Origin of the sequence: Oscillibacter sp. PC13 (assembly GCF_900115635.1) — a bacterium.
Classification (GTDB): Bacteria; Bacillota; Clostridia; order Oscillospirales; family Oscillospiraceae; genus Oscillibacter.
Map to the genome: position 1 here is coordinate 91,854 of NZ_FOXE01000010.1, position 14,232 is coordinate 106,085.

At 51.5% G+C, this 14,232-nt stretch carries 11 protein-coding genes, 2 pseudogenes and 1 riboswitch; of the genes and pseudogenes, 11 read left to right on the forward strand and 2 right to left on the reverse strand.

Features of this window, described 5'->3' with window-relative positions:
- The first annotated feature begins 176 nt into the window (after positions 1-176).
- From BMZ81_RS07805 to BMZ81_RS07855, 11 genes and pseudogenes are all read left to right on the forward strand, one after another.
- Positions 177-536 carry a GntR family transcriptional regulator gene (locus BMZ81_RS07805; RefSeq protein ID WP_091130585.1) on the forward strand — a complete coding sequence of 120 codons (360 nt, stop codon included), beginning with the start codon at positions 177-179 and terminating at the stop codon, positions 534-536.
- Between the two features lie 15 nt (positions 537-551).
- A pseudogene (locus BMZ81_RS07810) lies at positions 552-818 on the forward strand (FCD domain-containing protein); the annotation flags it as partial.
- 178 nt (positions 819-996) lie between these two features.
- A complete protein-coding gene (locus BMZ81_RS07815) occupies positions 997-2,055 on the forward strand; it encodes a TRAP transporter substrate-binding protein (protein ID WP_177187242.1) in 1,059 nt (352 codons plus the stop codon).
- A 117-nt stretch (positions 2,056-2,172) separates the two neighbouring features.
- Positions 2,173-2,742 carry a TRAP transporter small permease gene (locus tag BMZ81_RS07820; protein ID WP_091130590.1) on the forward strand — a complete coding sequence of 190 codons (570 nt, stop codon included), beginning with the start codon at positions 2,173-2,175 and terminating at the stop codon, positions 2,740-2,742.
- The gene (locus BMZ81_RS07825; RefSeq protein WP_091130592.1) at positions 2,739-4,025 is read left to right on the forward strand and encodes a TRAP transporter large permease; all 1,287 of its coding nucleotides are present in this window, start codon (positions 2,739-2,741) and stop codon (positions 4,023-4,025) included. Before BMZ81_RS07820 ends, BMZ81_RS07825 begins: the two co-directional genes overlap by 4 nt.
- Positions 4,026-4,071: 46 nt before the next feature.
- Positions 4,072-5,562, forward strand: a complete 1,491-nt coding sequence (locus tag BMZ81_RS07830) for a M81 family metallopeptidase (RefSeq protein WP_091130594.1) — start codon at positions 4,072-4,074, stop codon at positions 5,560-5,562.
- A gap of 20 nt (positions 5,563-5,582) precedes the next feature.
- Positions 5,583-6,902: an aspartate aminotransferase family protein gene (locus BMZ81_RS07835; protein WP_177187243.1), complete on the forward strand. Its 1,320-nt coding sequence runs from the start codon at positions 5,583-5,585 to the stop codon at positions 6,900-6,902.
- 15 nt (positions 6,903-6,917) lie between these two features.
- Positions 6,918-7,991, forward strand: coding sequence for a PfkB family carbohydrate kinase (locus tag BMZ81_RS07840; protein ID WP_091130601.1), 1,074 nt, complete (start codon positions 6,918-6,920; stop codon positions 7,989-7,991).
- Positions 7,992-8,005: 14 nt separating this feature from the next.
- Positions 8,006-9,457 (forward strand): decarboxylating NADP(+)-dependent phosphogluconate dehydrogenase, encoded by a 1,452-nt coding sequence (gnd, locus tag BMZ81_RS07845; protein WP_091130604.1) that lies wholly within the window; start codon positions 8,006-8,008, stop codon positions 9,455-9,457.
- Between the two features lie 13 nt (positions 9,458-9,470).
- A complete protein-coding gene (locus BMZ81_RS07850) occupies positions 9,471-10,322 on the forward strand; it encodes an SDR family oxidoreductase (RefSeq protein WP_091130605.1) in 852 nt (283 codons plus the stop codon).
- A 10-nt stretch (positions 10,323-10,332) separates the two neighbouring features.
- Positions 10,333-11,604 (forward strand): nickel-dependent putative hexonate epimerase, encoded by a 1,272-nt coding sequence (locus BMZ81_RS07855; protein WP_091130606.1) that lies wholly within the window; start codon positions 10,333-10,335, stop codon positions 11,602-11,604.
- 69 nt (positions 11,605-11,673) lie between these two features.
- Here BMZ81_RS07855 and mgtE read toward each other — a convergent pair whose 3' ends face one another.
- On the reverse strand, positions 11,674-13,059 hold the full coding sequence (gene mgtE / locus BMZ81_RS07860) for a magnesium transporter (protein ID WP_091130607.1): 1,386 nt from the start codon (positions 13,057-13,059) through the stop codon (positions 11,674-11,676).
- A 122-nt stretch (positions 13,060-13,181) separates the two neighbouring features.
- Positions 13,182-13,346: riboswitch (M-box (ykoK) riboswitch) on the reverse strand.
- Between the two features lie 685 nt (positions 13,347-14,031).
- Positions 14,032-14,232: pseudogene (locus BMZ81_RS14175) on the reverse strand (IS110 family transposase); the annotation flags it as partial.

Sequence of the window (14,232 nt, forward strand, 5' to 3'; positions counted from 1 at the left end):
TGTACCGGGCTTGCCGGGAAAACAATAAAATGTTGAACTGCCTTGTTTTGCACAACAATATTTTTGCGAAAACTTTGTGTAAAATTACGTAAAAGTTTGAATTGAAAAAGCTATAGGTCTCCAGTATACTAGTATTAATACATAAAGTATACATTTGATGGCTGGGTGAGGATTCCATGGTTTTGCGGGAAAAGGTGTATCAGGTAATCAAGGAGAGAATTGTAAACGGACAATATCGGCCTGGACAGCCATTGAACGAGAAAGAGATTATTGAAGAATTGCAGGTAAGCAGGACGCCGTTTCGAGAGGCTATTAATGCGCTCAATGAAGAGAATTTGGTTCAGATTTTTGCAAATCGGGGAATTTTTGTCCGCGAGATTACAGCAAAAGATCTGGCGAACAGCTTTGAAATCCGCTTTTTATTGGAGCCGTATGTGACCCGGGTGGCTTGCCTGCATATGCCGGACGCTGTGATTCGCAATCTGGTGGAGCGTTGCCAGAACTGCCTTGCTGCTGGCTACCGGGATATGCTGTGAGAGGATGAATATTATCACCAGACGCTTCTTCAGTATATTGATAACCGTCAATTGACTAAAATTATGAGGAATCTCTATGAACAAAACCGGATGCAGGTTGCAATGTTTGATGCGGCGGAAAAGGGCCTGATTTCTGAGCGACGTCAGAAGGCAGCCATTGCCTCCGTTCAGGAGCACCTGGGGATTCTGACCCACATTGCAAAGCGGGATGCCGATGGGGCGGCACAAGCGACCGAGGCACACCTGATTGAAGCGCAGAAGCGGGCGGTCACATATCAGTAAGCAATGACGGTGACATCAAAATTACAAAAAAGAAAGCATGCGATTAATTTACAATTAAATGTATACATTAAGAATACAAATAGACGTTTCCAATAAACAATTACCAGCCTGCACCCGAGTGATTTGGAATAATGACATCGAAAGGTGTTGTTATATAAATGGAAAGGAAGAGATCAAAATGAAAAAAGTTTTTGCATGCATGATGACCATTGCGATGATTGCGGCCATGCTCACCGGCTGCGGATCCACCCAGTCTAACTCTGGAGACATTACGCCGCCAGCGGATACCCCGCCTGCTGAGGGATCTGGATTTGACCAGGAATATACCTGGGATCTTTCCACTACTTATGCAACCGGAACCCCGATTGTAGACGGACTCTATCATTTTGCCGAGCTGTTGAACGAATATTCAGATGGAACCATTACCTTGAATGTGTTTCCGGATGGTACACTGTATAATGAGGCGGATGCTATCATGGCAGTGAAATCCGGTGAACTGGACTTCACCGATAGCGGTACCATCGCCATCACGACCCACCTGCCGCAATACGGATTTATCTCCGCTCCGTTTATGGTGACAACCTATGACCAGATTATGACCCTGTGGGACAGTGACCTGATTCAGGAAGCAAAGACTGAGCTGGAAGAAAACTACAACACTAGAAATGTGGGCGGGCTGGCCTATCGCGGATTCCGCAACATGTCCTCCAATGTAGCTATCAGCAATGTGGATGATATTCAGGGCGTTTTGCTGCGTATGAATACCAACGTGGTTATGAACTCCGTATTCAATGCCATCGGGGCTGTGTGTGTACCCCTGTCTCTCAACGAACTGTATACCTCTTTGCAGACCGGTGCGGTACAGTCCTCCGAAGGTCCATGGGAGCAGATGGTGAGCTATAACCTGTATGAGGTTCAGGACTATATTATGGAAACCAAGCACATTGTTGAAGCATCTTGCATTTGGATGTCCAACAGCCTGTATGAATCTCTGCCTGAGAACTATCAGGAGGTTGTGGATCGCGCTGCCAAGGAAATCAATGATGAGATTGAAAAGAACTGTATGGCCGCTGAGGAAGCATATAAGCAGACTATGATTGACAATGGCTGTGAAGTGGTGGAGTGCGACATCTCTGGCTTCATTACCAAGTCTGAGTCTGCCTGGGATCAGCTGTTCCAGGATACCTGGACTGGATTTACGCTGGATCAGGTTCGGGAGGCCGCCGGCATCCAATAAAAATCCAAAAATTGGATGATGCCATCGCCGCCGGCAAATGCCGGCGGCGATGGCAATCGGTTCTTGTGTTGAGAAAAGCAGTCCAGCCGTCTGCGGGACGACATTCTAGGAGGTTTTATGAGGCAACATTTGAAGTCTGGGTTCCGGAAATTGGAGAGAGCGGTGACAATTGTAAACGGAGCCCTTTTAGTGGGGATTACGCTACTGATTATCATCCAGGTCGTGGCTCGGAAAGCGGGAATTTCCCTGGCAGGAACAGAAGAACTTGCACGTTTTTCCTATGTGATTTACACATTCCTGGCTTGGCCGATTGCTTGCTTATATGGCAGCAATATCTCGATTACTATGCTGCTGGATAAGTGGAAGAAAAAAGTCCGGCTGATGCTCCTGGTGCTTTTTCAGCTCATTATGGCCGGATTTTCAATGGTTGCCGCATACAGCGCCTTTTTGCAGATGAAAAATCAAATGGGTGTTTTGGCGCCCTCCAACGATTGGTTTCACATGAATTGGCTCTATGCGGTGGTGTTTATCTGTTTGCTGCTATGCGCACTATTCAGTTTGGTGCGTGCAATTTTCTTGGTCACCGGCGATATGGTATATGTTACACAGGATGAACAAAACGAGAAAATCCTGGAAGAGGGAAAGAAGCAGTTTGAAGAATTAGAGGAAAAGGAGGGAGACAAATGAGTCCGATGTGGGGCTTGCTTTTGCTGCTGGTTCTGTTTTTGATAGGGCTCCCAGTGGCTTTCTCCCTTGGCGTTTCGGCCGTATTTATCATGTTTTGCAGCGGAGGAATTAAATGGGCGACGATTTCCGGCCAGATGGTGGCGGGAATCAACAGCTTTACCATTCTGGCGGTGCCGCTGTTCCTGTTGACGGGCAACCTGATGAATAAGTGCGGCGTGACAGACCGGCTTTTCAAATTCGCTAAAAGTTTGGTCGGGTGGATGCCCGGAGGACTTGGACACGTGAATGTTCTGGCAAGCTTTATCTTCGCGGGCATGTCCGGCACAGCCATTGCTGATGCAAGCGGTTTGGGCCGCATTGAAATCAAAGCGATGGAGGATGCGGGCTACGATAAGGATTTCTCCTGTGCGGTGACTGCTGCTTCCAGTACATTAGGGCCGATTATTCCACCCAGTATGCCCTTGGTGGTGTATGGTACCATTTCCGGCGCCTCGGTGGGGGCGTTGTTTATCGCCGGCGTGATACCCGGCGTCATCATGGCTTTGCTGATGATGCTGTTGGTGTTTGCTGTTGCAAAACGCAGAAATTATCCGCGGGAAAAGTTCCTTTCCGGGCGGGAGTTTCTCCACGCCTGCAAAGAGGGATTTTTACCGTGCCTGACACCGGTGATTATTCTTCTTGGAATTTACACCGGACTCTTTACCCCTACGGAATCCGCAGCCATTGCCGTGGTATATGCTGCGTTCCTGGGACTGTTTGTTTATAAGGAAATTACCGTTAGGGAGCTGGGGGAGGTCATTAAGCAGACCATTTCAGATTCCGTGGGACTGTGCGCCTTGGTGGCTACCTCCAATCTCTTTGGAACGTCTTTGGTAAAGGCCAGAATTCCTCAGATTATCATGTCCTCCGTGATGGGGGATATTGACAATGAAATTGTATTTATGCTGATTGTGGTAGGAATTCTGCTGTTGGTGGGAATGTTCATGGAAACCGTTTCTGCCATCGCCATCCTGACCCCCATCATTGTTCCCATCGCCACCTCGCTTGGTGTCAGTTTGGTACACCTTGGCGTTGTAGTGGTGCTGACACTGATGATCGGCGTACTGTCCCCTCCGTTTGGCGTCGTATTGTTTGCCGTCAACCGGGTGGGAGAAATTCCAATGGGCCGGTTGATCCGTGCGCTGATTCCGTGGTTTGTCATTTTGCTGGTGGGCCTGCTGATTGTTGCGCTGGTTCCGCAAACCTGTACGTGGTTGCCTGCACTGGCCAATTTGGGCGTTTAACGGGACAGGAGATCACCTTGCAAAATGGAAAGTAGGGAAATTTGAGATGGAGAAAAAAATAAAAGTATTTATCGGTGGAATTTTGATGGAGGTCAATTCCTTTAATCCGGTTCTTGCCACAAAGGAAACCTTCCGTACTTGGCTGGAGGGCTCAGAACTTGAGAGCATGCGGGGAACTTCACTGGAACTGGGCGGTGTTTATGCCAGACTGGATCAGGAGGCAGATGTTGAGATAGTACCAGGCTTCTTTGCCCAAGCCTGTACATCCGGACCGCTGGACGATCGGGACTTTCAGGAAATGGCGGCGCAGCTTTTTGAGAGCCTGCGTGCCGCCGGTGCAGTGGATGGTGTGCTGCTGGTGATGCACGGCGCACTGCAGAGCACGGCGGTGGATGACTGTGAGGGCTTCCTGCTGGAGGGGGTGCGCGAGATTGTCGGGGAGGACTTGCCTGTTTGCACCTCTCTTGACTTTCACGCCATGTTCACAGAGAAAATGGTCCGGCTTCTAACCAGTGCTTCAGGCTATCAGACATATCCCCACGTGGACCACTATGAAACGGGATATCGAACTGCGGAACAGCTGATGCACATCCTGCGCACGGGGGTTCGGCCTTATAAAATTTATCATGAAATTCCCATGATTATGTCCTGCGAAAATTCCAATACGATTGACAGCCCCATGGCGCCCATCATGCACCGCACCCAGGTGCTGCTGGCGCAGCCCGGTGTGGTGGGCGGATCGGTTTTTCTGACACAGCCCTGGCTGGATGTGCCGGAACTCAACTGCAGCATCTGCATTTTTGCAGAAGATGAAGAGCAGAGGGATTCCTTTGATCAAGAGGCTGCCGGCATCTTAAATGAAATATGGGAGAAGCGAGAGCAGTTTTATCCGCCGATGCCCCAGATTCAGGAGGCGCTGGAGCGCTGCCGGACCATGCCGAAGCCCATCTGCCTGGTGGACTACGGCGATGTTCCCAATGCCGGCGGCAGCGGTGATGGCACCGCAGTGCTTCAGGCACTTCTGGAAGCCAATCTGGATATCTCATCGGCTGTGGTGATTGCCGACCGGGAGAGCACGGAGCAGGCAGTCCACATTGGCGCAGGAGGCCATGGTACATTTTCCATTGGAGGCTTTGGCAAGTGCGGTGAATTCAACCAGCGCATTTCCGTGGATGCAGAGGTGCTGAGGCTGAATCCGGAGCCCTTTGTCCATCTGGGACCCGCTATGAAGGGATTCATCAGCCGCCCGGGGATGCGGGCGCTGCTGCGCGTGGGAAACATCTATATCATCCTTTGTGAAAACGTGTGCATTTCCCACGACCAAGCAATGCTGCGCACCATGGGCCTGGATCCGGCGGAACTTGGGATTATCTCCATGCGTGCCACGCACTCGTTCATGTCCTGCTATGCAGATGTAATGGGATCCTGGCTCTACGTGGATACTCCAGGCTATTCAACCCGGAATTTAAAGACGCTGCCTTTCCGGAAGTGCCGCAGACCGATTTATCCCTTGGATGAATCATGTGGGGATCAATAACATTGATGGAGGAATGGAATATGTCAAGAAATCAGCAGCTGTTTGAAGAAGCCCAAAATTATTATGTGGGCGGTGTGGACGCAGCCAACCGCTACCACGGTATTATGAAGAGCACGCTTTTTGTTGACCACGCTGATGGCAGCCATCTGTATGACGTGGACGGAAAGGCATATTTGGATTTTCACACCTCCGCCGGCGCGGCGCTGTTTGGATATAACCATCCCCGGCTGATGGAGGCCGCCCGTAAAGCTCTGGAGCGCGGCGGAGTCATGAATTTTGAAACCAAGGATCATGTGGAATTGGCAAAACTGATGAGCAAGATGTTCCCCTGCGCGGAACGGATTCGCCTGGGCAATACCGGCACGGAGGTGACACAGGCTGCGGTGCGTCTGGCCAGAGGTTATACCGGCCGTGACATCTGCATCCGGATGGAAGGGCACTTCCATGGTATGAATGAACTGGTTTGGTACAACCATAACAATGAAGGCACCCAGGATGCCATGGGAGAGGTGGAGACAATTCCGGATACCGCCGGCGTCCCCGAATGCTTCCGATCCGTTGTAAAGAATGTGGAGTTCAACAATATTGAACAGCTGGAGCGGGTATGTGAGCGTTACCAAGGGCAGATAGCCTGCATTATCCTGGAGCCGGTCAGCTTCAACTGCGGCTGTTACCCGGGACGCAAGGAGTATCTGGAAAAGGTCCGGACACTGTGCGACCGGGAGGGGATTGTCCTGATTTTTGACGAGGTGATCTGCGGACTCCGGATGCGGCCGGGTTCTGCGCAGGCCTACTATGGCGTTACGCCGGATCTGGCCACCTTTGCCAAGGCCATCGGCGGCAGTTTCCCGATTGCGGCATTGTGCGGCAAGCAAAAGGTGATGGAGAGTCTGGCACCACTGGGCAAGGTCGGTATGAGCGGTACGTACACCGGCGCACTCATGCCGGTTATGGCGTCTAAGGAATGCTTCCGCATGGCCATGGAACCGGATTTCTACGATGAGATTGACCATAAGGCGGAACTGCTGTACGGCGGCATTAACGACCTGTTCCACAAGCATGGCATTCCGGGACATTGCCGCGGTTTGGGTGCCCGGTTCGGCCTATATTTCGGCGTGGAGGATCCGGAGACGGACTTTAATTGGCGATCCGCGAAAAAGGCATATAATCTTCAGCAGGCACGTGCCTTTGTCCGGGAAGCGCTGGATGCGGGCATGTACTTTGTGGATCCGGGCAAGGGGCCCCAGCCGCCACACTGCGGATTTGGTATCCAGCACTCGGATGCGGATCTGAACAGCGCATTGGAACGTATCGATACGATTTTTGCCAAAATTAAATAAGGGAGGAGCATGGGCATGAAACCTCTGGAGCAGGTGACATACGCTTTGGTGTGCCCAACCAGCATGGGTGTGCGTATCACCCCGATGGAACGCCAATGCGTCCATACCAGCGACCTTTTTCGAATGCAGGCCACCTCGGCGGAATCGAATGTGCTCAGTGTTTCCGCAGCGCTGGGACTTCGGACAAAAATCCTGACCAAATTTGTGGAGGGAAGCCCGATTGCACAGTTTATCCAAGCCAATCTGCGCAGCCGCGGCATCGAATATGAAGGAGCCACAGTACCACAGGGTGGAGCTTGGGGCTATCGTCACCAATTCAATATTGCCGACAGCGGCTATGGCCTTCGGGGACCCCGGGTCTGGAATGACCGGGCCGGAGAGGTGGGCTGCACCCTCTCCATAGAGGAGTTCGATCTGGAGCGTCTGTTTGGGCGGGAAGGTGTGGCAATTTTGCACCTGTCCGGCTTGGTAGCGGCCCTGAGCCATGAGACGGGTACCTTCTGTCTGGAATTAGCCCGGACGGCTAAGAAGTACGGCACGGCAATTTCCTTTGATTTGAATTACCGCGCGTCCTTCTGGAAGGGCCGGGAAGAAGAACTTCGAGCAATCTTTTCTGAAATTGCGTCCCTTGCGGATTTTCTGATTGGCAATGAGGAGGATTTCCAGCTGGCTCTCGGGATTCGTGGACCTGAGGCCGGAGGAAAAGAACTGGCTTCTAAAATTGAGAGCTTTCAAGAAATGATTGAGCGTGTCCGGGCAGCCTATCCCAATGCCCATACATTTGCAACCACGCTTCGCCAGGTAAAGAGTGCCAACGAACATCTCTGGGGGGCTGTGATGCTCTCCAATGGAACGTGGTACACGGAAGAACCCCGGGAGATTCCGGTGCTGGACCGCATCGGCGGCGGAGATGGCTTTGTGGGCGGTATGCTGTACGCGGCTCTCCGGGGATGGGATCCTGAGAAGTGGATCCAATTTGGATGGGCGAGCGGTGCCTTGACTACCACGCTGCTGACGGACTATGCCACACCGGCGGATGAGGAGCAGATCTGGAGCATTTATGCAGGCAACGCCCGGGTGAAGCGCTGAGGGGGAGCAGAGCAATGAAAAAAGCCGATATTGGATTAATTGGCCTTGCAGTAATGGGGGAAAACCTGGTCTTAAATATGGAGTCCAAGGGGTTTACTGTGGCGGTTTTCAACCGGACAGCGGCACGGGTAGATGCCTTTGCCGCTGGCCGGGGGATGGGAAAAAACATTCTGCCATGCCACACATTGCAGGAACTGACCGAGAGCCTGGAATGTCCCAGAAAAATTATGATGATGGTAAAAGCTGGACAGGCAGTAGATGACCTGATAGAACAGCTGCTGCCGCTTCTGGATAAGGGGGATATCCTCATCGATGGAGGAAACAGCCATTTTCCGGACACCATTCGCCGGACACAGTACGTGGAATCCAAAGGCCTTTTGTACATCGGCACCGGTGTATCCGGCGGCGAAGAGGGGGCGCTGAGAGGGCCCAGCATGATGCCGGGCGGTTCACCCGCTGCGTGGCCGCATGTTAAACCCATCTTCCAGGCCATCTGCGCCAAAGTGGAGGATGGAACACCTTGCTGTGACTGGGTGGGAGAAAATGGCGCAGGTCATTTTGTCAAAATGGTTCACAACGGTATCGAGTATGGGGATATGCAGCTCATCTGCGAGGCATATCATCTGATGCACACTCTGCTGGGTTTATCTGCCGATGAGATGCACCAGGTTTTCGCGGAGTGGAATCTCGGGGAGCTGAACAGCTACCTCATTGAGATTACCGGAAACATTTTGGCGCACAAGGATGAGGACGGCACGCCGCTGGTGAATCACATTTTGGATACCGCCGGACAGAAGGGAACCGGAAAATGGACGGCGGTGGCCGCATTGGATGAGGGAGAACCCCTGACCCTTATCAGCGAAGCGGTATTTGCCAGGTGCCTCTCTGCCATGAAAGAAGAACGCGTGATTGCTGCACAGGCGTTCCAAAAGCGGTCCGTCTCTTTCGACGGGGACCGCGCCGCCTTTACAGAAAATATCCGCAAGGCGCTGTTAGCCTCAAAAATTATTTCCTATACCCAGGGATATGCACTGATGCGCGCAGCGGCAAAGACCTATGGCTGGACGCTGAATTACGGCGGAATCGCGTTGATGTGGCGGGGCGGCTGCATTATCCGATCGGCCTTCCTGGGAAAAATCAAGGAGGCCTATGATGCCGATCCGAATTTGTCAAATCTGATTTTAGATCCCTATTTTAAAAAGGTCATGACAGAGCTGGTTCCGGCATGGCGCGATGTGGTGGCCACGGCTGCCCTGCAGGGGGTTCCGGCCCCGGCAATGAATGCCGCTTTAAACTATTTTGACGGCTATACGTCGGAGCGTTTGCCGGCCAACCTGCTGCAGGCCCAGAGGGACTATTTCGGCGCGCATACGTATGAGAGAGTGGATGCGCCCCGCGGCCAATTCTTCCACACCAACTGGACCGGCACTGGCGGCAGCACAACGGCGAACACCTATAATGCATAAGGAGGAAGCAGCGATGATTGCTGAAGCACATCCAAGCCTGCGCGGGAAAACAGCTGTCATTACAGGCGGTGCCGGCGTATTGTGCAGAGAGTTTGCCAAAGCACTGGCGGTGTGCGGCGTCCGTGTTGTAATCTTGAACCGCACGTTTTCTATGGCGGAAACCTTGCGGGACGAAATCCTTGCCGTCGGCGGAACTGCCATTGCGGTACAGGCGGATGTGACGGACAAAGCCAGTCTGGAGGAGGCTCACCGCAATGTGCTGGACGCCTTCGGCCCTTGTCAAATTCTGATTAACGGAGCGGGCGGGAACCGCCCGTCCGCAACCACGGACGACGAATTCTTCTCGCTGGAAACGCTGGAAGTACCGGGGAAAAAGAGTTTTTTTGACTTGGAAGAGGCCGCCTTTGATCAGGTTTTTTCCCTGAATTTGAAAGGCACTCTGCTCCCTACCCAATGTTTTGCCCGGGATATGGCGAATGGGAACGGAGGCACCATTGTAAATATCAGTTCCATGAATGCATTTACCCCTCTGACAAAAATTCCCGCCTATTCTGCTGCCAAGGCGGCAGTGTCCAATTTCACCCAATGGCTGGCGGTTCATTTTGCCAAGAGCGGCATCCGCGTCAATGCCATTGCGCCGGGATTTTTCTCTACAGAGCAGAATGCGGCGCTCCTGTGGAATCCGGACGGTACGCCGACTGCGAGAACAGGCAAGATTTTGCGCGCTACGCCCATGGGCCGTTTTGGCACCCCGGGGGAGTTGCTGGGAACCCTTTTATGGCTGGTGGATGAAGATGCCTCTGGCTTTGTCACAGGCGTTGTGGTGCCGGTGGACGGAGGATTCTCTGCATACAGCGGCGTGTAAAGGAGAGGCAATGGAACTCTTTTTCAAAACGGAGCGGGAGGACGGCCTGACGGCAGAAGAACTCCGGACTGCAGTGAAACATTCCCTGGAGGGGAGGACATTGCACCGGGTGCTGCTGATTCCGCCGGATTTCACCCGGTTTTATTCCAATGCGGGATTTCTCACCAATACTTACTATCACCTTCTGCGGGAACGGGGCTGCCAGGTAGATGTTCTTCCGGCGTTGGGAACCCATGTGCCGGTATCCCGTGAGGAGGCCGCTGCGATGTTTGGCGACATTCCGTATGAGTCGTTCCAGATACACAATTGGAGAACGGATGTTGTCTCATTGGGGGAAGTGCCGGGGACATTTCTTGAACAGGCTACCGGTGGGCTGTGGCGTGATCCTATCCGGGTGGAAATCGATCGCCGCGTCCTGGATCCTGCCTATGATTTGATCCTTTCAATTGGACAGGTCGTGCCTCACGAAGTCATCGGCATGGCCAACCACTCCAAAAACCTGTTTGTGGGCGTGGGCGGCAGCGATATGATCAACAAAAGCCATATGGTGGGCGCGGTTTACGGAATGGAACGCATGATGGGCAGAGACCACTCCCCGGTACGGCAGATGTTTGACTATGCGATGGAAAAGTATTTGCAGGACCGCCCCATTGTGTTTGTTTTGACCGTCTGCACGGCACCTGAAGGACAAACCCGTACCCACGGCCTGTTTATCGGAGACACCCGGCGGGTTCTGGAGGAGGCAATCCACCTCTCACAGAAAAAAAATATGTTTTTCCTGGAGGAGCCTATCCAGACCTGCGTGGTGTATCTGGATCCAAAGGAGTTTAAAAGCACATGGCTTGGAAATAAAGCGGTCTACCGGACCAGAATGGCTATGGCCGACGGCGGGAATCTGGTGATTCTTGCTCCTGGCGTGGAACGCTTTGGAGAAGACCTCCAGGTGGATCGGTTGATTCGAAAATATGGCTACCGGGGACGGCTGTCTGTGCTGGAACAATTTCGGCGCCCGGAAAACCAGGATTTGCGGGATAATATGGGGGCGGCTGCTCATTTGATCCACGGGTCCTCCGACGGTCGGTTTACGATTACCTATGCTGTCAAGCAAATCAAACGCTCAGAAGTGGAGTCTGTCGGCTTCAACTCTGCCGATTATGATACACTTGCAGCAAAGTACGATCCCCAAAAGCTTCAATATGGCTGGAATCAGATAGATGGAAAGCGGATCTTTTTTATCCCGAATCCGGCCCTTGGCCTGTGGAGCAGCCGCGACAGGTTTTAAAATTGTATAAGTAATAAAAAGACAGGTTCGGCAAGCTGCCGAACCTGTCTTTTTATTGGAAAGCAATCCTTACAGACCAAGGATAGCGGAGGCGAACTGAAAGTAGATCAGCAAAGAGATTGCGTCTACAATTGTGGTAATAAAGGGCGAGGCCATCACTGCCGGGTCAAAACCAATTCGCTTTGCCAAAAGCGGAAGCGTGCAGCCCACCAGCTTGGCGCACAGCACCGTGCACACCATGGTGCAGCAGATGACAGCCGCAACAGGAATGGTCACTAGTGGATTGTGGAACAGCATACGGTCCACGAGCATCAACTTCACAAAATTTGCTGCGGCCAGTGTGGCACCGCAGACGACTGCCACACGAATTTCCTTCCAGATAACACGGAAAATGTCGGAAAATTCAATTTCATTCAAGGATAAACCACGAATAACCGTAACACTAGCCTGGGAGCCGCAGTTGCCGCCGGTGTCCATCAGCATGGGAATATAGGCGGTGAGAATGGTGGCCGCTGCCAATGCATTTTCAAAGCTGGCAATGATCTGTCCGGTAAAGGTGGCAGAAATCATCAGCAGCAAGAGCCAGGGAATCCGGGCTTTAAAAGTTTCCAAGGTGCTGGTTTTGAGATACGGCTTGTCAGAGGGCAGCATAGCCGCCATCTTTTCAATATCCTCTGTCACCTCATCCTGCAGAACGTCCATGGCATCGTCTACGGTGACAATACCGACCAGCCGGTTTTCTGTATCCACCACTGGAAGAGCCAGAAATCCATATTTACTGAGCGTTCTGGCGGTGGATTCCTGATCGTCCAGCGTTTGAACGGAGATGATATGGCGCTCCATCACGTCGCCGATGACATCGTCATCCTCAGCCAAAAGCAGCGTGCGAATGGATACCAGCCCAATAAGGTGACGGCCGTCATCAATGACGTAGGAAACGTTGATGGTTTCCTTGTCGGGGCCGGTGCGGCGTATGCGCTTCAGTGCGTCTTCCACCGTCATGGTTTCCTTCAGGTCCACAAACTCCGTGGTCATGATGCTGCCGGCGGAATCCTCCGGATATTTTAAAATTTCGTTGATACTCTTGCGCATCTCCGGGTCGGAGTGCCGCAGAATCCGCTTGACCACGATAGCGGGCATCTCTTCCACAATGTCAACGGTATCATCCAGGTACAGTTCATCCAGAACCTCTTTCAGCTCGGTGTTGGAAAAGCCCTGAATCAGGAGCTCCTGCTGGTTGCTGTCAAGCTCTACAAAGACCTCGGCCGCCAGCTCCTTGGGCAGAAGGCGAAAAACCAGGGGCAGCTTTTCTTCCTCCAGATCCTCACACAATTGGGCGATATCCGGCGCCTCCATGGGAACCAGGAGGTCGCGCAGCTCGGCATAGCGTTTTCGGATAATATAATCCTCAATTTTTTCCAACAACTCCGTCCGCTCGTTTTCCAGTTCAAACATGTGTGCGTCCTCCTTTCCTGTATCAGTCTGTCCAGTAAGCCGCCAGAAAAATAAAATATTCTCCAATCGCCCGTCCGGTACGATTGGAGAATAATTCACCCAATGTCGGGAAAACACGCACCGTGCATTCCCGCTACCGTTCAAGCTTTAGCCTCACAAGGCGGTGAAATTGCATTAGATGATACCTTCGTGTTCGATATCGCCTGTTCAAACCCTCTCATGATGTCTCCATCATTTTGCGGCAGCAATCCATATCCCTGTGGTAGCCTTACCTACCGGACACTATGCAGTTTTGCCAAACTTCTTGTCTATATTATGACAAAAACGTTTTCCTGTCAACCCACACAGTGAAATCTAACTGTGATTTTACATTCTTCCCACAAAATCAACATCATCAGAAGGGAAAGGCGGCTATTAGAAATTTGATGTGAGGTGAGCAAAAATAAAATGGGAGCCGGCAGCTCATAGAAAAAGTGGGATGTGGCAGAATTTTCGGCATTTTTACCATTTTCTTGTATTCCTTCTCCCCGTAAGATATAATGTTACTGGAACAATAAATCGGAATTTGGAGGGCTTACAATGCTAGCAGTAATCATTCAGTATCTCTTGTCGCCAATTGTATTTCTATTAACATTTATTCTGCCCGTTGTATTTTACTTTATCAATCGCAGATATGTTTGGTTTAGCATCCTATTGACCGTAATTGTTGAACTGATTATAAATTGGGGCAACTTCTGCTATTATGAATCGCGTGGCCTTATGATTCTTGTCACCTTTGTGCAAATTGCTGTGATGGCAATTCTCATATTGATATTAAAGGTGGTCCACGCTAAGATAAAAAAGTAAATCTTGCTAATGTAAAAGTCAAGGGTAAAATAAAAAAGTTTAGGCTCCAACAGCCTAAAAAGGGTGCAAAAACCAAACCCACAGTGGTTGTGGATTTGAAAATAACCTGTATAATGAGATCTAGATTTACTGTTGCTTTAGTGTTTCCATTGCTCTGGCATAGTAGATCCGGAGAAACTTATTAACGCCGGCCATCTTGGCTACGTTATAAGGTTTTCCTTCCTGCTCCTTCTTTAGGACGAATTGAAGGACAGGGTCGTCTTGAGGTCGTGTAAGTTTGAGCGCCTGCATGACCTCAAAACAATACTTTCTGAGAGCCGCATTCCC